The 19,329-nt window shown below is 63.7% G+C and carries 19 protein-coding genes; 3 read left to right on the forward strand and 16 right to left on the reverse strand.

Features of this window, described 5'->3' with window-relative positions:
* Positions 1-6 precede the first annotated feature (6 nt).
* Complete coding sequence (gene corA, locus BIO17B3_RS06830) at positions 7-972, forward strand: magnesium/cobalt transporter CorA (protein ID WP_156053541.1); 966 nt, start codon at positions 7-9, stop codon at positions 970-972.
* A gap of 7 nt (positions 973-979) precedes the next feature.
* Here corA and BIO17B3_RS06835 read toward each other — a convergent pair whose 3' ends face one another.
* The 4 genes from BIO17B3_RS06835 to BIO17B3_RS06850 form a co-directional block, all read right to left on the reverse strand.
* Positions 980-1,435, reverse strand: a complete 456-nt coding sequence (locus tag BIO17B3_RS06835; protein ID WP_232054207.1) for a nuclear transport factor 2 family protein — start codon at positions 1,433-1,435, stop codon at positions 980-982.
* 54 nt (positions 1,436-1,489) lie between these two features.
* Positions 1,490-1,912 (reverse strand): diacylglycerol kinase, encoded by a 423-nt coding sequence (locus BIO17B3_RS06840; RefSeq protein ID WP_156053542.1) that lies wholly within the window; start codon positions 1,910-1,912, stop codon positions 1,490-1,492.
* Positions 1,913-1,916: 4 nt separating this feature from the next.
* On the reverse strand, positions 1,917-2,957 hold the full coding sequence (locus tag BIO17B3_RS06845) for a glycosyltransferase family 1 protein (protein ID WP_197737922.1): 1,041 nt from the start codon (positions 2,955-2,957) through the stop codon (positions 1,917-1,919).
* Between the two features lie 74 nt (positions 2,958-3,031).
* Complete coding sequence (locus tag BIO17B3_RS06850; protein ID WP_156053544.1) at positions 3,032-3,991, reverse strand: UDP-2,3-diacylglucosamine diphosphatase; 960 nt, start codon at positions 3,989-3,991, stop codon at positions 3,032-3,034.
* Between the two features lie 130 nt (positions 3,992-4,121).
* Here BIO17B3_RS06850 and BIO17B3_RS06855 point away from each other — a divergent pair, with 130 nt between their 5' ends.
* Complete coding sequence (locus tag BIO17B3_RS06855) at positions 4,122-5,678, forward strand: CHAD domain-containing protein (protein WP_156053545.1); 1,557 nt, start codon at positions 4,122-4,124, stop codon at positions 5,676-5,678.
* Here BIO17B3_RS06855 and BIO17B3_RS06860 read toward each other — a convergent pair.
* The 7 genes from BIO17B3_RS06860 to argS form a co-directional block, all read right to left on the reverse strand.
* Complete coding sequence (locus BIO17B3_RS06860; RefSeq protein ID WP_156053546.1) at positions 5,664-6,485, reverse strand: hypothetical protein; 822 nt, start codon at positions 6,483-6,485, stop codon at positions 5,664-5,666. The genes BIO17B3_RS06855 and BIO17B3_RS06860 overlap by 15 nt on opposite strands.
* A gap of 120 nt (positions 6,486-6,605) precedes the next feature.
* Positions 6,606-8,120 carry an RNA polymerase factor sigma-54 gene (locus tag BIO17B3_RS06865; protein WP_156053547.1) on the reverse strand — a complete coding sequence of 505 codons (1,515 nt, stop codon included), beginning with the start codon at positions 8,118-8,120 and terminating at the stop codon, positions 6,606-6,608.
* 6 nt (positions 8,121-8,126) lie between these two features.
* Positions 8,127-8,900 carry an LPS export ABC transporter ATP-binding protein gene (gene lptB, locus BIO17B3_RS06870; protein ID WP_156055245.1) on the reverse strand — a complete coding sequence of 258 codons (774 nt, stop codon included), beginning with the start codon at positions 8,898-8,900 and terminating at the stop codon, positions 8,127-8,129.
* A 77-nt stretch (positions 8,901-8,977) separates the two neighbouring features.
* On the reverse strand, positions 8,978-9,613 hold the full coding sequence (lptA, locus tag BIO17B3_RS06875) for a lipopolysaccharide transport periplasmic protein LptA (protein ID WP_156053548.1): 636 nt from the start codon (positions 9,611-9,613) through the stop codon (positions 8,978-8,980).
* Between the two features lie 122 nt (positions 9,614-9,735).
* Positions 9,736-10,401, reverse strand: a complete 666-nt coding sequence (locus tag BIO17B3_RS06880) for a thiol:disulfide interchange protein DsbA/DsbL (RefSeq protein WP_013124216.1) — start codon at positions 10,399-10,401, stop codon at positions 9,736-9,738.
* 35 nt (positions 10,402-10,436) lie between these two features.
* Positions 10,437-11,063 (reverse strand): SPOR domain-containing protein, encoded by a 627-nt coding sequence (locus tag BIO17B3_RS06885; RefSeq protein ID WP_013124217.1) that lies wholly within the window; start codon positions 11,061-11,063, stop codon positions 10,437-10,439.
* A 52-nt stretch (positions 11,064-11,115) separates the two neighbouring features.
* On the reverse strand, positions 11,116-12,870 hold the full coding sequence (argS, locus tag BIO17B3_RS06890; protein WP_156053549.1) for an arginine--tRNA ligase: 1,755 nt from the start codon (positions 12,868-12,870) through the stop codon (positions 11,116-11,118).
* A gap of 169 nt (positions 12,871-13,039) precedes the next feature.
* Here argS and BIO17B3_RS06895 point away from each other — a divergent pair, with 169 nt between their 5' ends.
* Entirely contained in the window at positions 13,040-13,420 is a 381-nt protein-coding gene (locus BIO17B3_RS06895; protein WP_156053550.1) for a PsiF family protein, read from the forward strand.
* 78 nt (positions 13,421-13,498) lie between these two features.
* Here the strand turns inward: BIO17B3_RS06895 and BIO17B3_RS06900 are convergent, their stop codons facing one another.
* The 5 genes from BIO17B3_RS06900 to atpA all read right to left on the reverse strand — a co-directional run bounded on the left by BIO17B3_RS06900 (position 13,499) and on the right by atpA (position 19,313).
* Positions 13,499-14,656: a septal ring lytic transglycosylase RlpA family protein gene (locus BIO17B3_RS06900; RefSeq protein ID WP_156053551.1), complete on the reverse strand. Its 1,158-nt coding sequence runs from the start codon at positions 14,654-14,656 to the stop codon at positions 13,499-13,501.
* Positions 14,657-14,846: 190 nt separating this feature from the next.
* On the reverse strand, positions 14,847-15,281 hold the full coding sequence (locus BIO17B3_RS06905; protein ID WP_013107150.1) for a F0F1 ATP synthase subunit epsilon: 435 nt from the start codon (positions 15,279-15,281) through the stop codon (positions 14,847-14,849).
* A gap of 90 nt (positions 15,282-15,371) precedes the next feature.
* Positions 15,372-16,787 (reverse strand): F0F1 ATP synthase subunit beta, encoded by a 1,416-nt coding sequence (atpD, locus tag BIO17B3_RS06910; protein ID WP_156053552.1) that lies wholly within the window; start codon positions 16,785-16,787, stop codon positions 15,372-15,374.
* Between the two features lie 37 nt (positions 16,788-16,824).
* Positions 16,825-17,703 (reverse strand): F0F1 ATP synthase subunit gamma, encoded by an 879-nt coding sequence (atpG, locus tag BIO17B3_RS06915; protein WP_013107152.1) that lies wholly within the window; start codon positions 17,701-17,703, stop codon positions 16,825-16,827.
* A 68-nt stretch (positions 17,704-17,771) separates the two neighbouring features.
* The gene (atpA, locus tag BIO17B3_RS06920) at positions 17,772-19,313 is read right to left on the reverse strand and encodes a F0F1 ATP synthase subunit alpha (protein ID WP_013107153.1); all 1,542 of its coding nucleotides are present in this window, start codon (positions 19,311-19,313) and stop codon (positions 17,772-17,774) included.
* Positions 19,314-19,329: the final 16 nt, after the last annotated feature.

Here is a 19,329-nt window from a genome sequence, read left to right on the forward strand (position 1 = left end):
AGCCCTATGCTCAATGTGTTCACCCTCAAGAATGGTCGCCTGGTGCAGCAGGAGATCGGCGACCCGCAAAGCCTCGCGGAGCTGCAGCCCGTCTGGGTCGATCTCGAATCGGCCGATCCACGCGAACTCGGCTGGGTCGAGGCCCGCTTCGGCCTGACCATCCCTGCCGACGTCCTTGACCAGGATCTGGAAGAATCCGCGCGGTTTTACGAGGAGGAAGACGACAACCAGCTCCACCTGCGTTCCGACTTTCTCATCAGCGACGAAGAGCGCCCGCGCAACGAGCGCGTGGCTTTCATCATCCACGGCAGCGTGCTGTTTTCCATCCACACCCACGATCTCACCGTGTTTCGCCTGCTGCGGCTGCGGGCGCGGCGCATGCCTGGGCTGATTGAAAACGCCACCGATGTGCTGCTCGCGCTCTACCTCACCGACGCCGAGTATTCGGCCGATACGCTCGAAGGCATTTACGACGATCTGGAGGCCATCGGCGCGCACATCCTCAAGCCGCGCCCCAGCGACCAGGACGCCTCGCAGGCGCTCACCGGCATTGCACAGCAGGAAGACCTGAACGGACGCATCCGCCGCAATGTGATGGACACCCGCCGCGCGCTGAGTTTTCTGCTGCGCAGTCGCCATCTCAGCGCCGATCAGTCGCAAGAGGCGCGGCAGATCCTGCGCGACCTCGACTCGCTCGACGGCCACACCGCCTTTCTGTTCGACAAGATCAACTTCCTGATGGACGCCACGGTAGGCTTCATCAACATCAACCAGAACAAGGTCATCAAGATTTTTTCGGTGGCCTCGGTGGCCATGCTGCCGCCCACGCTCATCGCCAGCATCTACGGCATGAATTTCAAACTCATGCCCGAACTCGACTGGCACTTCGGCTACCCCTTCGCCCTGGCGCTGATGGTGTTCTCGGTCATCGCGCCTTTCTGGTTCTTCCGCAAAAAGGGCTGGCTCGATTAGGGCCTGTTCAGCCGGTAGCGGCAGCGCGTTTCAGCCGTCGCACCACGGCGCCGAGTAAGGGCAGCGTGGCGTAGAAATCGCAGGCGTCCCAATAGTCGCGGTGGTCAATCACCAGCCCCTGCTCGTCGAGTACGAAGCGCGTGGCGCCGACCACGACCTGCGCAGACGCGCCCTTGCGCAGGGCGAAGTGGAAATCCCAGGTCATCCAGCCGACGTGGTTTTGCGCTGACGTGACCTCGTTCACCACAAAACGCGGCGCATGCAGTTTGGCGTACATATGCGCAAACTGCGCCGTGATGGCGGGCAGCCCCTGCACGCGATTGAACGGGTCTTGAAAAGTGGCCTGCGGGGCGTAAACCTGCGCCAGCACGTCGAGTTGGTCAGCGCGCAGTTGTTCAAACACGCGGGCAATGCGGTGCAAAGGCGAGGCGTGCAAAGGCGGGGCGGCGTCGTCGGTTTCCATGACGCGCATCTTAGGCAAGAGCGCGCTGCGATGCTGACTCAGACCCGGCCAGACTCAGACCCAGCGCGGCAGCAGCACAGCCGCCCAGATCAGCACGCACAGCAGCAGGGTGAGCAGCACGGCGGCGCTGCCGAGGTCTTTGGCGGTCTTGCTCAGGTCGTGCTGCTCCAGCGAGACGCGATCGACGGTGTACTCGATGGCGGTGTTGAGCAACTCGACAATGAGTACCAGCAGCACGCTGCCCACGAGTACGGCCCGCTCGGTCCAGGTGCGCCCGAGCCACAGCGCCAGCGGCAGCATGATGAGGGCCAGCGTGAGCTCCTGGCGAAACGCCGACTCGGTCTGCCACGCAGCGCGCAGGCCACTCATGGAGTTGATGCCCGCGTGATAGACGCGCGAAAGCCCGGTGCGGGTTTTGTAGGGATTGGGCGCCGCCTCCGGCTTGGGGAGGGGCGAACGTTCGCGCTGCTGGGCCATGGGTTCAGTGCGTCGTTTGCGTCGCACTATTTGGCGCACTACTCTCGCGCACGGCCTTGCGCAGATGATCGAGAAACTGCCGCGAGGCCGCTTCCCAGGTGAATTTGCGGGCATGCGCCAGCGCCACGCTGCGCGGAATCTGCAGGGCGCGCAGGCAGGCGGCCTTGAGGTCGTTGTCGAGCGCACCGGCCGGGCTTTCGCCAATGACATCGAGGGGGCCGGTCACGGGATAGGCCGCCACCGGGCAGCCGCAGGCCATCGCTTCGATCAGCACCAGCCCGAAGGTGTCGGTCTTGCTCGGAAACACGAACACATCGGCGCCGGAATAGACCTTGGCGAGCTCGTCCTGCGTGAGCACGCCGAGAAAGCGCACGCCGGGATACTGCTTGCGGATGCGTTCAAGCTCCGGCCCTTCGCCCACCACCCACTTGGTGCCCGGCAGGTCGAGCTGCAGGAAGGCGTCGATGTTCTTTTCCACCGCCACCCGGCCGACGTACAGAAAGATGGGCGGCTTGCCGTCGAGCCGTTCACCTTCGCGCGGGTAGAACATGCGGTGATCCACCCCGCGCGACCAAAGCCGCACATTGCGAAAACCATGCTCCTGCAAATCGCGCTGCACCACTTGCGTGGGCACCAGCACCGCGCGGCCGGCGTTGTGAAATCGCCGCAGATAGGCATAAGTCCACCCCAGCGGCACACGAAAGCGGGCCTGGACGTATTCGGGAAAGCGGGTGTGGTACGCCGTGGTCAGCGGAATGTCCAGACGCTGCGCGATGCGCCGCGCGGCCTGCCCCAGTGGCCCTTCGGTAGCCACATGCACCACGTCGGGCATGAACTCGGTCACCCGCTGCATGATGCGCGAACGCGGCCGCAGGCTGAGGCGGATTTCGGGATAGGTCGGACAGGGAATGGTGCGAAAACTGCCCGGCTCCACCACCTCGACCACTTGCCCCATGTCGCGCAGCTGCCCGATGGTGGTCTTGAGAGTGCGCACCACGCCGTTGACCTGCGGCTCCCAGGCGTCGGTGACGATGAGAATGCGCAGCGGCGGCGTGCCGGCGGCGGGGGGCCAGGGCTTTTCGGCCGCGGCGGCCACTTGAGGAGCGACTGCGGAGGCGATCATGCGTGGACGGGTTGTGTGGGTGCGGGATGTAAAGGGGCGGGATGCGTTGCAGTCTGCGGCGCCAGCTCCGCCAGCACCTGCAGCCCGGCGTTCCAGTGCAGCAGCTTGAGGCGGCCGTCGAAGTCTTCAGCCAGCGCGGTCAGGCTCTCCACCCAGTCGCCGCAGTTGGCGTAGATCTGCCGGTCTTCGCTGCGCAGCTCGGCGCGGTGAATATGCCCGCAGACCACGCCGTCGCACTGCTGGCGTCGCGCTTCGTCGCTGAGCAAGGTCTCGAAACTGGAGATGGTGTTCACCGCCGCCTTGACCTTGTGCTTGAGATACTGCGATAGCGACCAGTACGGCAGACCGAGCTTGAGCCGCGCATGGTTGAGCCAGCGATTGAGCTTGAGGGTGAACATGTAGGCGGCGTCGCCCAGATGCGCCAGCCACTTGGCGTAGAGCACCACGCTGTCGAACAGATCACCGTGCACGATAAGCAGGGTGCGGCCATCGGCGGTGACATGCCGCACCTGATTGATGACCTCGATGCCGCCGAAATGCAGCCCGTCGTAGGGCCGCGCGAACTCGTCATGGTTGCCCGGCACGAACACCACCCGCGTGCCCTTGCGCGCCTTGCGCAACAGCTTTTGCACCACGTCGTTGTGCGCCTGCGGCCAGTAGATGCCCTTTTTCTTGAGCTGCCAGCCGTCGATGATGTCGCCCACCAGATAAATGGTGTCGGCGCTGCAATGCCGCAGAAATTCGAGCAGCTGCGGCGCCTTGCAATCGCGCGTGCCGAGATGTATGTCGGACAGCCACAGGGTGCGCCATTTCAACTCCGGCTCGCCCTCACCGCCGGCTTGCGGGGCGTCGATGTGAGCTGCCGCGCGCAGGGTTTCCGCCGTGGCGCCGTCTTGCGGAATCACGGCACTGCTGCGCATCATTCGGGACAGGGTTTGGATCACCATGTCGCGCATTGCATAGCTTCAATGTGTCAATCTGGTGAACGTCACGGAAAAAATATCGCTACCCAATTGACGCTGCGACTTGTTTCACATCTAGCGAGCGGGTCAAATGACAACTTCATTCCCTCGAACCCCCCTCGCCATGAGCCAGGAACGCGAACTCAAATTCCGACTCGATCCCGCCCTGCATGACGCCGTGCGCCGCCATCCGGTCTTGCAATCGATGGCGCAGCCGCCCCGGGTTCAGGCGCTGCAAACCTGGTACTTCGATACCCCGGCGCACGCCCTGCGCGAGGCGGGCCTGGCCTTGCGGGTACGGCACCCGGGGGACGGGCGGCGCATTCTCACCCTCAAGAGCAGCCCCGCGCAGGGCCTGCAACTCGCGCGCGGCGAATGGGAGTTCGACATCGACGCCGACACGCCCGACGCCGCGTCGCTGCAACGCCTGAGCGAGACGCCGCTGGCCCGCCTGGGCGACCTCGATGCGCTCGCCAGCCAGTTGCAGGCGGTGCTCGGCACCCGGGTGCAGCGCACCCTATGGTGGGTCGATTGGGAAGGCTCGCAACTCGAGGTCTGCCTCGATCACGGCCAGGCGCTGGGCGGCATCACCCCACTCTCGCCCAGCCTCTTGATCAGCGAACTGGAGATCGAGTTCATCAGCGGCCATTGGCTCCACGCTTTCGAACTCGCGTGGACGCTGGCGCAAGACCTGCCGCTGTGGATCTCGCCCATCAGCAAAGTTCAGCTCGCAGCGATTGCCGCAGGCGCCGCCACGCTGCAACTGCCCGCGCTCGCTCGCGAACTGCCTCCGCATGAACAGGGCGGGCAGGCCGTGGCCGACGTGCTGCAGCAGGCAGCCGCCGTCATCGCCGTGGGCGCCGATCTGTTGCACGACAAGGCCCTGCCCGAAACCGTGCACCAGATGCGGCTGCAGTTGCGCCGACTGCGGGTGCTGCTGCGGCTGCTTCAGACCACGGGACCGAAGTCGCAACGCGCGGCCTGCCGCTGGCTGCGCGACGAATGGCGCTGGGCCGGACAACTGCTAGGCGCGGTGCGCGATGTCGACGTCTGCATTGAACAGGCCAGCGCGCCCGACAGCACACCAGCCACCGTGCGCGACGGTCTCGCCCAGCGCCGCGAGGCGCGTCTTCAAGCCCTGCTGACCTATCTGCGCAGCGCCCGCTTCGGCCGCGTGCTGCTGGCGCAGACGCGCTGGTCCGAGTGCTGGAGCGGCGGCCAGATCATTGCCGCCGAGACGTCCACCGAACAACTGGCCCGGCGACTTCTGCGCTTCCACCGCGACGACCTGCATTTGCACCCGCAGCGCTGGGCCGAACTGCTGGCCATCTGGGACAGCCTCGCCGCGACACCGATCGACGCCCCCTGGAGCGCGCTGCACGCCCTGCGCCTGCGCGCCAAGCAGTTGCGTTATGCGCTGGAATGGCTGGCCCCCTGGATCGGCCAGTCGCTGGGCGACGAAGGCAAAGCCTGGCTCAAACTCACCAGCGCCCTGCAAACCGACCTAGGCAAAGCGCTCGACACCTACCGGCTGGCGCGTTGGATGATCAGCGACCCAACCACTCCGCCGTCACAGCCCAACGCGTTCAGCGAACAGGCCATGCGCGATGCCTTCAAGCAGGCCCGCACCGGCTTGCAGCGCGCGCTCCAAGCCGCCCGCGGGAAGTCAGGAGAGCGTTGAACTTGCGGTTGAACCTGGGCTTGAACTTCTCTGCAACTGGTCCCGCCGTGTCGCAGTGAGGTAAATCACCAGGGCCAGAATCGCAACCAGGAACAGGGCACTGGTGCCCATGGTTCCCAGACCGAGCCCTCCTTCGGAACCGGGTTTGGACAACCAGTCGCCCAAGGTCGCACCCAGCGGGCGGGTGAGGATGTAAGCGATCCAGAACGTGGTCACGGCACTGGCCTTGAAGAGGTAGTAGGCCGCTGCCGTCAGCGCAATGGCGCCGCCAAACAGCAAGGCCGACAAGGCATAGCCGAGTTGCAGCCGCTCGGCGGCCAGATCGCCTCCGGCAGTACCCAGCGCAAAGGTGAACAGAATCGTCGCCCAGTAAAACCCTTCTCGTTTTGGCGTGGCAATGCTGTGGATGGACAGGTCACGCTCGCTGCCCCACCAGATCGCAAACGTCGCCAGCAAGGCCACCGCAAACAAGGCGGTGCTCACCGGCAGCGGCACGCCCAACTGATCGGTCAGATTGTCGGTCAGCAAGGTGCCCACCACGCTGATGAGCGTCACCGTCAACCAGTAAAGCCAGGGAACGTAACGGCTGGCGCGCATCTGCGCCGCCAGCACACCGATGAACAAGAGGGTCATCACCGCGCTGGTGGCGACCAGGCCCAGATGCAGATCCACCGCCAGATAGTCTGCGGCGGTTTCGCCCACCGTGGTGGCCATGATTTTGATCAGCCAGAAGTAAAGCGTGATGACGACCGGAACCTTGACCGCCAGCGCCCAACCGGGCTGCGCGGCTTTTACTGCGTTTTGCATGATGAACTCCCTGAATACCGTTTGCGTTGTTGTGGCGTCGCGTGCGGCGCGACCCCGGCATTCTGGAGAGGACGACTTAGCGCAAGGTGAGCGACTGGCTCCGCTTGCGGCTGCGGGCCCTTAGCCGCTCTTGCGCAGATTCGCCGGGGCGATGCGCAGCGCTTCGCGGTATTTGGCCACGGTGCGCCGCGCCACCTGCACGCCTTGCTGCGTGAGGCGTTCGGCGAGTTCGCTGTCCGACAGGGGTTTGGCGCTGTCTTCTTCAGCCACCAGGCGGCGGATGAGTTCGCGTACCGCGGTGGATGAGGTGTTACCCCCGGCCTCGGTGCTCAGGCCAGAGCCGAAAAAATACTTCAGCTCGACAGTGCCGAAGGGCGTGAGCATGAATTTCTGCGTGGTCACGCGCGAGATGGTCGATTCGTGCAGGCCGAGCTCGTCGGCAATTTCGCGCAGCACCATGGGCCGCATGGCCACGGGGCCGAAGTCGAAAAAACGCTGCTGGCGCTCGACGATGGTCTGCGACACGCGCTGAATGGTCTCGAAACGCTGCTGCACGTTTTTCACGAACCAGCGCGCCTCCTGAAGCTGTCCCTGCATGGCGCCGCCGCTGTCGCGTGCGCGGCGCATGGCGTCGGCATAGATCTGGTTCACGCGTAGCCGGGGCATGACCTCGGGGTTGAGCTGCGCCATCCAGCCTTGCGGGGTCTTGCGGGCGATGACATCGGGGGTCACGGCCTGCGCGGCATCGCGGCGGAAGGCGCTGCCTGGATGGGGGTCGAGTTGGGCGATGCGTTGCTGCGCCATGCGCAGCGCGGCTTCATCGGCTTCGAGCTGGCGTTCGAGCTTGCGCCAGTCGCGCTTGGCCAGCAGATCGAGATGACCGCCGCGGCAAATCTGCAGGGCAAGTTCGCGCACGGGACAAGACGCCTGACGCTGAAGCTGCAGGCAAAGACAGTCGGGCAAATCGTGGGCGGCAACACCGGCCGGGTCGAAGCTCTGAATCAGGCGCATGGCCGTGGTCAGCGCATCGGCCAGGTCTTCGAGCTGCTCGGCGTCTGCCGCGGGGGCGAGGGCCTGCGCCAGTTCCAGCGGGGTGTCAGGCAGGTAGCCGTCGTCGTCGAGCGAGTCGATGATGGCTTCTGCAGCCGCGCGGTCGGTGGGGCTCAGCGCAAGCCCGGCAAACTGACCGCGCAGGTGGTCGCGCAGATCGATGTGTTCGGAGGCGATGTCGAGCGCGCTGAATTCGTCGTCGTCACCCCCGCTGGCGGACTGGCCTGAGCTGACCCAGGAGTCGGCATCGGCATCGGTATCCGCACCGTGATCGGTTTCGCCGCTGCTGGCCGTCCAGTCCTGCGTGTCGAGTTGCAACTCAGCGGCGGGCTCGGCGGCTGCGTCATGCCCTTCGACCGATGTCTGAGACGGGTCGAGCGCCAAAGGCGGTGGCGACTCGGATGTCGGCGCGGCAGCGGGCGCCTCCTGCTCATCTTCAGGTTCGAGGAAGGGATTAGATTCGAGCAGGCCCTCGATTTCCTGCGTGAGTTCGAGGGTGGAGAGTTGCAGCAGCCGGATGGACTGCTGCAACTGCGGCGTGAGTGCGAGATGCTGGGACAGGCGCAGGTTCAGCGACGGCTTCATCGCGGCTTACATGCGGAAGTTTTCGCCGAGGTACACCTTGCGTACCGCGGGGTTGTCGATGATGGATTGCGGATCGCCCTGCGCCAGCACCTGCCCTTCGCTGATGATGCAGGCCCGGTCGCAGATGCCTAGCGTTTCACGCACATTGTGGTCGGTGATCAGCACGCCGATGCCCTGCTCTTTCAGGAACTGCACGATGCGCTGAATCTCGATGACCGCAATCGGATCGATGCCGGCAAACGGCTCGTCGAGCAGGATGAAGCGCGGTTGCGTGGCCAGCGCGCGGGCGATTTCCACCCGCCGCCGCTCGCCGCCCGAAAGCGCGGGGGCGGGGCTGTCGCGCAGATGTTCGACGTGCAGTTCGCGCAGCAGATGATCTTCGCGTTCGCGGATTTCGGCCTTGCCCAGGCGGCGCCCTTGCGCGTCGCGCTGCAACTCCAGCACCGCCCTCACGTTCTCGGCCACCGTCATGCGGCGGAAGATCGACGCTTCCTGCGGCAGATACGACAGCCCCATGCGCGCACGGCGATGCATCGGAGAATCGCTCACGTCCTGGCCGTCGATGTGGATGCTCCCCGCATCGGGTCGCACCAGGCCGACGATCATGTAGAACGACGTGGTCTTGCCCGCGCCGTTCGGCCCCAGCAGGCCGACCACCTCGCCGCAGCGCACGCTGAAGCTGACGTCGCGCACCACCTGCCGACCGGCATAGCGTTTCTGCAAATGCTGAACGTCGAGCTCGGGGCCGGTGGCCGCGCGGGACGACGGAGTTGAAGGCACGCGCGCGGCTTCCGCCGGGGCGACGGGCTCCAGGCCACCCCGCACCACGGTCTGCCCAGCGGAATGCGGCTGGACGCTCAAGGTTGCGTCCCCAGCTTCGGGGCGACTTTGAGCGCGGGAGGCGATTTGGGCGCCGTCGGCGCGGACGGGGCGGCGGGCTGCGGCGTCAACATCACCCGCACCCGCCCTCCAGGATTGGTGGCCGTGGCGCCCTGCGCACCGCCTTCGACGGTGAACACATCGGTGATCTGGTTGTAGGCAATCACATTGCCCTGGCTGCGGTCGGCCAGCTTGCCGTCGATCAGTCGGCTGAGCATGGCCTGGCCACGCAGCGTCACTACATCGGTCTTGCCGTCGTATTCGATGCGCTGCGCGGCGCCGTCCATGGTTTGCGTGGGCTGGCCGGGCGCGGTATCGAGTTGTTGCTGGAAGGTAGCCAACTGGCCCGGCGCGGCGATCGCCGTCGCGTACTGATAGCCGTCCGGCGCCTGGCGCACATCGACCGTGGCGGCGCGCAGCACCAGAGAACCCTTGGTGACAACCACGTTGCCGGTGAACACACTGGTCTGGTGCACGTCGTCGTAGCGCATGGCGTCGGCCTCGATGTGAATCGGGTGGTTCCGGTCGGTCTGCGCCGCAAGCACGGGCAGCGCCAAGCTCGGCGCACACAGCAGGGTCAACAACAGGATTCGGGCCACTCGTTTCATCGGCATGGGTTTTGCTTTAGTCGGGCCATTCTAGGGCCAGTTCAGGCGATTTCGCAGCAATTTTGCGGGGCTCAAAAAACACTGCCCGCGGTCTGCGGGCAGTGTTGAGATGTGACAGGGCGACGCGCTTACTTCTTCTCCGCCTGCACCTTCTTGATCAGGTAGTCCACGACCTCGAGCACCTTCTTGTTGTTGTTGGCTTCAGGCAGCGCCGCAGAAGTGGTGTAAGTGCCCTGAACCGCCATGGTCGGCACCCCGCTGATCTGATAGTCCGTCACCATTTGCGTGGCCTGCCGGACTTGCGCATTCACGCCGAACGAGTTGTAGGCATCCAGGAACGCTTTTTTGGGAATGCCCTGCTGTGCCAGCCAGTTGGCCATCTGATCGGCCGTGCCCAGAGGAATGTGCTGTTTGTGGATGGCGTTGAAAATCTTGGCCTGCATCGCATCGTCGAGCTTGCCCAGCGCCTTCAGTGCGTAGTAGAGGTGCTGTTGCGGCACGAACTGGGGAGAAAAAGCGACGGGCACGCGCTCGAGCACCACTCCGGCGGGCAGTTTTTTCTGCCAGGCTTCGAGCAGGGGGTCGAAGTCGGCGCAGTGCGGGCAGTCGTACCAGAAAAACTCGTACACCACGATTTTGTCCGACGGGCTTACCGGCTGCGGCACAGCCAGGCGGTTGTAGGCAAAACCCTCGTTGAAGGGGCTGCTCTTAGCGGGCGTCTGCGCCTGCGCGCCCGCAGCAAGAAAGCCCATTGAAAACACCATGAACACCACGGTAAGCCAGCGTTGAAACATGAGTCGTCCTTTGGTTTGAAGATCTGAATAGGGTTTTATGAACCGGTGCGCATCAGGGCGGTTTGAACCCCGTTATCGCCCAGAAGTTTCTGCGTCTGCTCGGCTTGCTGCGCCGAGGTGAATGGCCCCACTCGAACGCGATAGAGGGTGCGCCCGTTGACAACGCGCTCATCCACATGCGCTTCCTGACCGATCAGAGCCACCTTGGCGCGCTGACGCTCGGCGTCTTCGCGCGTGCTGTACGCCCCGACCTGCAGCACATACTGCACGGGGCCTTGGGCGGCCGGTTTGGTTGGGGCGGCCGGGGTTGTCGCGCCTCCCGTCGTCGGCGCGAGTGCCGCCTGTGAGGCCCCCGCAGCGGGCTGCCCCAGTTTGGCCAGCGCCTGAGGAGACAGCGGCTTGCTCGCCACCGTCACGGGCATGGAACCGCTGCCCGCAGGCGGCGCTGCGGTTGCGCCGCTCAAGCCCTGATTGGGATTCCAGTTGCTGGCCCCGGAAGCCGCACTGGCGGGACGCTCCTGGAATCGATTCATGAAGGGCAGCGGCGCCTTGGTGATGTAGAGGGCAACGCCGAGTGCGATACCCAGGCCGATGACCAGGCCGACGATCAGGCCGATCACGGTGCCGCCGAACTGGCCGCGAAGTGTGGTGCGTTTAGACATGGAAGACAGGAGTGTGCGTTGTCGATGGAGCCCTGCGGACGCGCCGTGACGCTTACATGCGCTGCGGCGCGCTCACGCCGAGCACGGCCAGTGCATTGTGCATCACCTGACGCACGGCGCGCAGCAGCCGCAGGCGCGCATGCCGCAGGGGAAGTTCGTCGACCAGCACGCGTTCGGCGTTGTAGAAAGCGTGGAAATCGGCAGCCAGATCGCGCAGATAGAAGGCCACCTGATGCGGCGCCAGTTCCTGTGCCGCTGCGGCCAGGACTTGCGGATAGCGCGCAAGCGTGAGTAGCAGCGCTCGTTCGCGCGGGGCGATCAGCAGTGACAAGTCGGCTTGCTCGATGAGCGCGGGCTGCGCGGCCTCTTGCGGGGCGCGGGCGGCCCATTGCTCGAACACCGAGTTCACCCGGGCGTGGGCATATTGCACGTAGTAAACCGGGTTTTCGTCGCTTTGCGCCAGGGCCAGATCGACATCGAATACGAATTCGGTATCGGCTTTGCGCGAGACCAGAAAAAAGCGCACGGCGTCTCGCCCTCGCTGCAAAGCCGCCTGGCGCTGCTCGTCGCTCATGTCGTCGCGCACGCCGCCCGACCATTCGATCAGGTCGCGCACGGTCACATAGCTGCCTGCGCGCTTGGAGATTTTCACCTCCTGCCCGCCCCGCATCACCGTGACCATTTTGTGCAGCACATAGTCGGGATAGCCGGTGGGTATGCCGAGGTCGAGCGCCTGCAGTCCGGCGCGCACCCGTGCGATGGTGCCGTGATGATCCGAGCCCTGAATGTTCACCGCGCGATGAAACCCACGCTGCCATTTGGCCAGGTGGTAGGCCACATCGGGAACGAAATAGGTGTAGGTGCCGTCGGACTTGCGCATCACACGGTCCTTGTCGTCACCGTATTGCGTCGTGCGCAGCCACAGCGCGCCGTCCTGCTCGTAGGTGTGGCCCGAGGCCTGCAAGCGCTGCACCGCGTCTTCCACCCGGCCATCGGTGTAGAGGCTGGATTCGAGGTAATAGTTGTCGAACCGAATGCCGAAAGTCTTGAGATCGAGATCCTGCTCGCGGCGCAGATAGGCCACGGCAAAACGGCGGATATTGTCCAGATCGTCGGCTTGACCATTGGCCACGATGGGCTGACCCTGGTCGTCTGGTACCGATTCACACGCCAGAAAGTCCCGCGCAATGTCGGCGATGTAGTCGCCGTTGTAGGCCGACTCGGGCCATTGCGCATCGCCCGGCTTGTACCCACGCGCCCTGGCCTGAACCGACAGCGCGAGCGTCTGGATCTGCACCCCGGCGTCGTTGTAATAAAACTCGCGCTGCACCGCCCAGCCTTGAGTGGTCAAGACAGCGGCAATGGCATCGCCCAACGCCCCCTGGCGACCATGCCCCACATGCAACGGCCCGGTCGGATTGGCCGAAACAAACTCCACCAGCATGGGCTGCTCGTGCCCCGCGCGTGAATGCCCGAACACCGCCGCACCCTGTTCGACTTCCACAATCACCTGCTGCAGCACCGCAGGATGAAGGTGAAAGTTGATGAATCCGGGCCCGGCGATTTCAGTGCGGGCGATGCCCTCGGCCAAGTCAGCATTTGTGCGCAGCGCATCGATGATTTGCTGAGCGACATCGCGCGGGTTGCGTTTGAGCGGTTTGGCCAGTTGCATCGCCAGATTGCTGGCCAATTCGCCATGATCGTCGCTGCGCGGACGGCTGAGTTCGATAGAGCCTGAAAACTCGGGCTGCAAGGCCGTTGCCGCTTGTTGCAGCGCCGTGGTCAACCGCGCGGTGAATTCGATCATTATGGGAATGTTGTGAAGACGCAAAGTCGGCATTTTATGGGTCTGTTGCCGTTCTTCGCGCCCGCACAACCCTATGGTGTAATGAATTGCCGGTTTGCAACCTTTCGTTGCACGGTTTGATCGCACAACCGCCTACTGCGGTCCGGTCACAACACAACTTGGAGGAATGATGAAAAAACTGATCGCCACCCTCGGTCTCGCCCTAGGCCTGATGGCCCTGCCCGCGCTCTCTCAAGCGCAAGGCACACCGCAGCAAAGCCGCATGGCCCAATGCAACAAGGAAGCCACCGGCAAGACCGGCGAGGCCCGCAAGACCTTCATGAAAGAGTGCCTGGCCAGCAAGCCCGCCGCAGCTGCCGAAACTGCCAAGCCTGCCAGCAAAGAAGCCTCCAAGCCCGAACGCAAGACAGAACAAAAAGCCGCTGCCGGCGAAAAGAAGCTGACCCCGCAGCAAGAGAAGATGTCGTTCTGCAGCAAAGATGCCAAGGCCAAAGGCATGAAAGGCGAAGAGCGCAAAAAATTCATGAGCGAATGCCTGCGCAAGAAGTAATTCAAACGCTTGCACGCGGTTTGCACGCACCTTCGGGTGCGTTTTTCATTTGTGGTCTTGGAAGCAGGAAGTGTGTCGCTACTGCTGCACCACGGAGTAGCCGCTCAATCCCAGTCCCTGTAATTTCTGCACTAGCGTGGCATCCGGTGCGGCGCCTGTGATCGGTCCGATCTGCACACGGTAGAACGTCTGACCCCGGATATAGCCGGGCACCACCAATACGTCGTCGATGCCTGCGGCCTGCAGACGCGCTTTTTCCGCCTCGGCATTGGCTTGCAGCGTGAATGCGCCAGTCTGCACATAGTTTTGCGGTGAAGCGGAGTTTGCGGGCAGGTTCAACGCAGGCTGCGGCATTGGCGGCTGAGCGCTGGTGGCAGCGGCAGGCAACGCAGCCTGTGGGTCAGAGACGGCCGGCACAGAGGTTGACAATGAGGCGGGCGTGAGCGGCGGCAACGCCTGCACTTCGATGGGCGCAGGCTCTGGCGCCTGCGGGGGCAAGCTCGCCCCGGGCGTTGGCATCGACGGCGCCTGCGTGACGGGCGCCGCAGCGAACTGCTGCGGCGCAAACGCGGGCTGATCCGACAAGGAAGTAGACGGCTGGCTCACGACAGGCGCCGACCCGGTTTGCGGCGATGGCTGCGGCGTGGCCGCCTGCGCGATTTGCAAGGGGGCGTTGGCCCCCTCGGGCAGGGCCACGATGCGCACCCGCGCCGTGCCCGTTCGGGTCACGCCCAGAGCCTGCGCTGCGCCCATCGACAAATCGAGCAAACGTCCGCTGACAAACGGACCCCGATCATTGACCAGCACCAGGGCGCTCAGACCGTTGTCGAGATTGGTCACCTGAACGCAGGTTGGCAGCGGCAAGACGCGGCTGGCGGCCGAAAAGTCTCGCGGGTTGAAACGCGTACCCATCGACGTGGTGGTGCCCGACTCCCAGCCGTACCAAGAGGCGATGCCTACTTCGTCGTAACCCTCAGCGCTACGTAAGGGGCTGTAGCTGCGGCCCCGCACGGTATAAGTGCGGTTGTAGGCCGCCCGCAGATTGGGCGGTGGAGCGTGGCACCCCTCCTGCACATTGATCGGCGCCCCGCTCGAGGCGCTGCGCTGCGGCGCACTGGCGCAGCCCCCTAAGGCCAAACCCAGCAACAGTGCAACGGCGAGCGCAGATCCAGGCAGGCGCTGCCTGCTGTCCCGACCTCCTTGGGCTGTCGTCCATACGCCCCCACCTGCGCTCATTCACCGACTCCACATTGCTCGCATCCAGTTCATCGTAACGGCGGCGAAGCGCAAAACAAAACAGCCCGCATGAGCGGGCTGTTCTTTTGCAACGGTTGACCCAAGAGAACTCAAGGAAACGTTCGGCCATCCCATGTTTCCTTGACCCCCACGGGGGGACGGGCTGGGCGCAGCCCGGCCCTGGGGGCTCTCAGTGCGCTCGGCCGCGAAGCCGGCGGATCGCCGCGAGCTGGGCGGCCAGCATGGCGAGTTCGCCTTCCACCACAGCGACGTCTTGCACTTCTTTGGCATGCGCGCGCGCGTCTTGCGCGGCCTTGAGCGCCTCGTTGGCCTTGGCCTCGTCGAGATCTTTGCCCCGAATGGCGGTGTCCGCGAGCACGGTCACCCTCTTGGGCTGCACTTCAAGAATGCCGCCTGCGACAAAGATGAACTCTTCCTTGCCGCCTGTGGCGTTGGCTTCGGCCAACTCGATTCGCACCGAGCCCGGCTTGATACGGGTGATCAACGGGGTGTGGCCGGGCAGAATGCCCAGTTCACCTGACTCGCCCGGAAGGGCGACGAAACGGGCTTCGCCGGAGAAGATGGATTCTTCGGCGCTGACGACGTCGACATGGATGGTGTTCATGGCTTCAATCCGGAACGTGATGCGGTTTCAGGCTCCGGCCGACGGTCTTTTGCGTCGTCGGCCAGATTGGATCGCTTCAAGCTCGCTGGGCTAGTTGAGTTTCTTGGCCTTCTCGAAGACTTCGTCGATAGTGCCGACCATGTAGAACGCCTGCTCGGGCAGGGCGTCGCATTCGCCGTTGACGATCATCTTGAAGCCGCGGATGGTTTCCTTCAGCGGCACATACTTGCCCGGCGAACCGGTAAACACTTCGGCCACGTGGAAGGGTTGCGACAGGAAACGCTGGATTTTGCGGGCGCGGGCCACAGCCTGCTTGTCTTCCGGCGAGAGTTCGTCCATGCCCAGAATGGCGATGATGTCGCGCAGTTCCTTGTAGCGTTGCAGAATGCCCTGCACCGCGCGGGTGGTGGAGTAGTGCTCTTCGCCGATGACGTTGGGGTCGATCTGACGGCTGGTGGAATCCAGCGGATCGACCGCCGGGTAGATGCCCAGCGAGGCGATGTCGCGGCTCAGCACCACGGTGGCGTCGAGGTGATTGAAGGTGGTTGCGGGCGACGGGTCGGTCAAGTCGTCCGCCGGCACGTACACGGCCTGGATGGAGGTGATGGAGCCGGTCTTGGTGGAGGTGATGCGCTCCTGCAGCTTGCCCATTTCGTCGGCCAGCGTCGGCTGGTAGCCCACGGCAGACGGCATACGGCCCAGCAGCGCGGACACTTCGGTACCGGCCAGGGTGTAGCGGTAGATGTTGTCCACGAAGAACAGAATGTCACGGCCTTCGTCGCGGAAACGCTCGGCCATGGTCAGGCCGGTCAGCGCCACGCGCAGGCGGTTGCCCGGGGGTTCGTTCATCTGACCGAACACCATGCCCACCTTGTCGAGGACGTTGGAGTCCTTCATTTCGTGATAGAAGTCATTGCCTTCGCGGGTGCGCTCACCCACACCGGCGAATACCGACAGGCCGCTGTGCTGCTTGGCGATGTTGTTGATGAGCTCCATCATGTTCACGGTCTTCCCCACGCCGGCGCCGCCGAACAGGCCGACCTTGCCGCCCTTGGCGAACGGGCAGACCAGGTCGATCACCTTGATGCCGGTTTCGAGCAGATCGACCGAAGGAGACAGATCATCGAACTTCGGCGCGGACTGGTGAATCGAGCGGCGCTCGTCGGTGGCGATGGGGCCGGCTTCGTCGATGGGGCGGCCCAGCACGTCCATGATGCGACCCAGCACCGCCGGCCCCACCGGGACCTGAATGGAATGGCCGGTGTTGTTGACCAGCATGCCCCGACGCAGGCCATCGCTGGAGCCCATGGCAATGGTGCGCACCACGCCGTCACCGATCTGCTGCTGTACCTCGAAAGTGAGGCCGCTTTCTGCCAGACTGCTGGCGTTGTTGTCCGCTAGCACCAAGGCGTCGTACACCTTGGGAATGGCATTGCGGGGAAATTCGATATCGATCACAGCGCCGATGCACTGAACGATTTTGCCTTGCGCTTGAGCCGTCGTCATATTGCTCTCCAATGGTTTCAATTCGGTTAGCCGAGGTTCACACCGCGGCGGCTCCGCTCACGATTTCCGAAAGTTCTTTGGTAATGGCTGCCTGTCGGCTCTTGTTGTAGACGAGCTGCAACTCACCGATCACGCTCTTGGCGTTGTCCGAGGCGGACTTCATCGCCACCATGCGGGCGGACTGCTCGCACGCCATGTTCTCTGCCACCGCCTGATAAATCAGTGCCTCGATGTAGCGCACCAACAGCGCATCGATCACCGGCTTGGCGTCGGGCTCGTAGATGTAATCCCAGCTATGGGACTTTTCATCTCCAGCCTTGGCCGTCAGCGCGTGCGCGGGGAGCGGTACGAGCGGCTCGATTTCCGGCGCCTGCTTCATGGTGTTGACGAAGCGGCTAAAGCCCAGATATACCGCGTCGAGTTTGCCGTCTTGGTAGGCGTCGAGCATGATTTTTACGGGGCCGATCAACTTTTCAAGATGCGGCTTGTCGCCAAGCTGTACCGCGTGCGACGTGAGATTCATGCCTAAACGCTGCAGGAATTGCAGGCCCTTGTTGCCAATGGCGCAGCACTCGATCTGCACGCCATCGGCCTGCCATTCCTTGATTTTGCCCAGAGCCATGCGGGTGATATTGGTGTTCAGCCCTCCGCACAGCCCTTTGTCAGTGGTCACCAAAATCAAACCCACGCGCTTGATCGGCTCACGTTTGATCAGGAAAGGATGGGTGTATTCCGGATTCGCCTGTCGCAGGTGACCCGCGATGACACGCACCGTGTCTCCATACGGACGCGCAGCGCGCATGCGCTCCTGCGCCTTGCGCATCTTGGAGGCCGCAACCATTTCCATCGCCTTGGTGATCTTGCGCGTGTTTTGCACGCTCTTGATCTTGACGCGTACTTCTTTCATTCCAGCCATTGAATTACTCCTGGGTCAGTCTGGGCAAAAACATCCATGCCCAGCTCCGTCCGTTTTCGTGGAATGAATTAGTACGCACCGTTTTTCTTGAATTCGGCGATCGCTTCCTTGAGCTTGGCCTCATCATCCTTGGACAGATCCTTGGAAGATTCGATGCTTTGCACCAAGGCGGCGTGCTTGGTCTGCAGATGATCGTGCAGGCCCTTTTCAAACGGCAGAACCTGCTTGACTTCGATGTCGTCAAGATAGCCGTTGTTCACCGCGTAGAGCGATGCCGCCATCTGCCAGACTTGCGCCGGCTGATACTGAGGCTGCTTCAGCAATTCGACCACTCGGCGGCCGCGCTCGAGCTGCTTGCGGGTCGCTTCGTCCAGGTCGGAAGCAAACTGCGCGAACGCAGCTAGTTCGCGATACTGGGCCAAGTCGGTACGGATGCCGCCCGAGAGCTTCTTGATGATCTTGGTCTGCGCCGCACCACCCACCCGCGACACCGAAACACCCGCGTTGATGGCGGGACGCACACCGGCGTTGAACAGATCGGTTTCGAGGAAGATCTGGCCGTCGGTAATCGAAATCACATTGGTCGGCACGAAGGCGGACACGTCGCCAGCCTGGGTTTCGATGATGGGCAAAGCGGTGAGCGAACCCGTCTTGCCCTTGACCGCGCCGTTGGTGAACTTCTCGACATACGCCTCGCTGACGCGGGCGGCGCGTTCCAGCAGGCGGCTGTGCAGGTAGAACACGTCGCCAGGGTAGGCTTCACGGCCCGGCGGACGGCGCAGCAGCAGCGAGATCTGGCGATAGGCCCAGGCCTGCTTGGTCAGATCGTCATAGATCACCAGCGCGTCCTGACCGCGGTCGCGGAAGTATTCGCCCATGGTGCAGCCGGCGTAAGGCGCCAGGTACTGCATGGCGGCGGAGTCTGAGGCGGAGGCGGCCACGACGATGGTGTATTCCATCGCGCCGAACTCTTGCAGCTTGCGCACCACGTTGGCGATGGTCGACGCCTTCTGGCCGATCGCCACATAGATACAGATCAGGTCTTTGCCCTTCTGGCTGATGATCGAGTCGACGGCCACCGCGGTCTTGCCGGTCTGGCGGTCGCCGATGATCAGCTCGCGCTGGCCGCGACCGACGGGCACCATGGCGTCGATCGCCTTGATACCCGTCTGCACCGGCTGCGACACGGATTGCCGCCAGATCACGCCAGGAGCGATCTTTTCGATCGGATCGAGTTGCTTGGTTTCCACCGGTCCCTTGCCGTCGATGGGCACACCCAGGGTGTTGACCACGCGGCCGATGAGCTCGGGGCCGACCGGCACGGAAAGAATCTCGCCGGTGCACTTGACCGTGTCACCTTCTGAGATTTGCTCGTAAGGGCCCAGAATCACCACCCCGACCGAATCACGCTCGAGGTTGAGCGCCAGGCCAAAGGTGTTGTTCGGGAATTCGAGCATTTCGCCCTGCATCACGTCGGACAGGCCGTGCACCCGCGCAATACCGTCGGTGAGGGACACGACCGTGCCCTCGTTGCGGATATTGGCGCTGGCGCCCAGACCTTCGATGCGGCTCTTGATGAGTTCGGAAATTTCTGCGGGATTGAGTTGCATGGGAGCCTCTAAGACT

Origin of the sequence: Thiomonas sp. OC7 (genome assembly GCF_900634595.1) — a bacterium.
In the GTDB taxonomy this organism is placed as follows: domain Bacteria; phylum Pseudomonadota; class Gammaproteobacteria; order Burkholderiales; family Burkholderiaceae_C; genus Thiomonas; species Thiomonas arsenitoxydans.

Excerpts from the sequence above, each read along its gene's own strand:
- corA (WP_156053541.1), top strand. The coding sequence starts at position 7 with ATGCTCAATGTGTTCACCCTCAAGAATGGTCGCCTGGTGCAGCAGGAG.
- BIO17B3_RS06835 (WP_232054207.1), bottom strand. The coding sequence starts at position 1,435 with ATGGAAACCGACGACGCCGCCCCGCCTTTGCACGCCTCGCCTTTGCAC.
- BIO17B3_RS06840 (WP_156053542.1), bottom strand. The coding sequence starts at position 1,912 with ATGGCCCAGCAGCGCGAACGTTCGCCCCTCCCCAAGCCGGAGGCGGCG.
- BIO17B3_RS06850 (WP_156053544.1), bottom strand. The coding sequence starts at position 3,991 with ATGCGCGACATGGTGATCCAAACCCTGTCCCGAATGATGCGCAGCAGT.
- BIO17B3_RS06855 (WP_156053545.1), top strand. The coding sequence starts at position 4,122 with ATGAGCCAGGAACGCGAACTCAAATTCCGACTCGATCCCGCCCTGCAT.
- BIO17B3_RS06860 (WP_156053546.1), bottom strand. The coding sequence starts at position 6,485 with ATGCAAAACGCAGTAAAAGCCGCGCAGCCCGGTTGGGCGCTGGCGGTC.
- BIO17B3_RS06865 (WP_156053547.1), bottom strand. The coding sequence starts at position 8,120 with ATGAAGCCGTCGCTGAACCTGCGCCTGTCCCAGCATCTCGCACTCACG.
- lptA (WP_156053548.1), bottom strand. The coding sequence starts at position 9,613 with ATGCCGATGAAACGAGTGGCCCGAATCCTGTTGTTGACCCTGCTGTGT.
- BIO17B3_RS06880 (WP_013124216.1), bottom strand. The coding sequence starts at position 10,401 with ATGTTTCAACGCTGGCTTACCGTGGTGTTCATGGTGTTTTCAATGGGC.
- BIO17B3_RS06885 (WP_013124217.1), bottom strand. The coding sequence starts at position 11,063 with ATGTCTAAACGCACCACACTTCGCGGCCAGTTCGGCGGCACCGTGATC.
- argS (WP_156053549.1), bottom strand. The coding sequence starts at position 12,870 with ATGATCGAATTCACCGCGCGGTTGACCACGGCGCTGCAACAAGCGGCA.
- BIO17B3_RS06895 (WP_156053550.1), top strand. The coding sequence starts at position 13,040 with ATGAAAAAACTGATCGCCACCCTCGGTCTCGCCCTAGGCCTGATGGCC.
- BIO17B3_RS06900 (WP_156053551.1), bottom strand. The coding sequence starts at position 14,656 with ATGAGCGCAGGTGGGGGCGTATGGACGACAGCCCAAGGAGGTCGGGAC.
- BIO17B3_RS06905 (WP_013107150.1), bottom strand. The coding sequence starts at position 15,281 with ATGAACACCATCCATGTCGACGTCGTCAGCGCCGAAGAATCCATCTTC.
- atpD (WP_156053552.1), bottom strand. The coding sequence starts at position 16,787 with ATGACGACGGCTCAAGCGCAAGGCAAAATCGTTCAGTGCATCGGCGCT.
- atpG (WP_013107152.1), bottom strand. The coding sequence starts at position 17,703 with ATGGCTGGAATGAAAGAAGTACGCGTCAAGATCAAGAGCGTGCAAAAC.
- atpA (WP_013107153.1), bottom strand. The coding sequence starts at position 19,313 with ATGCAACTCAATCCCGCAGAAATTTCCGAACTCATCAAGAGCCGCATC.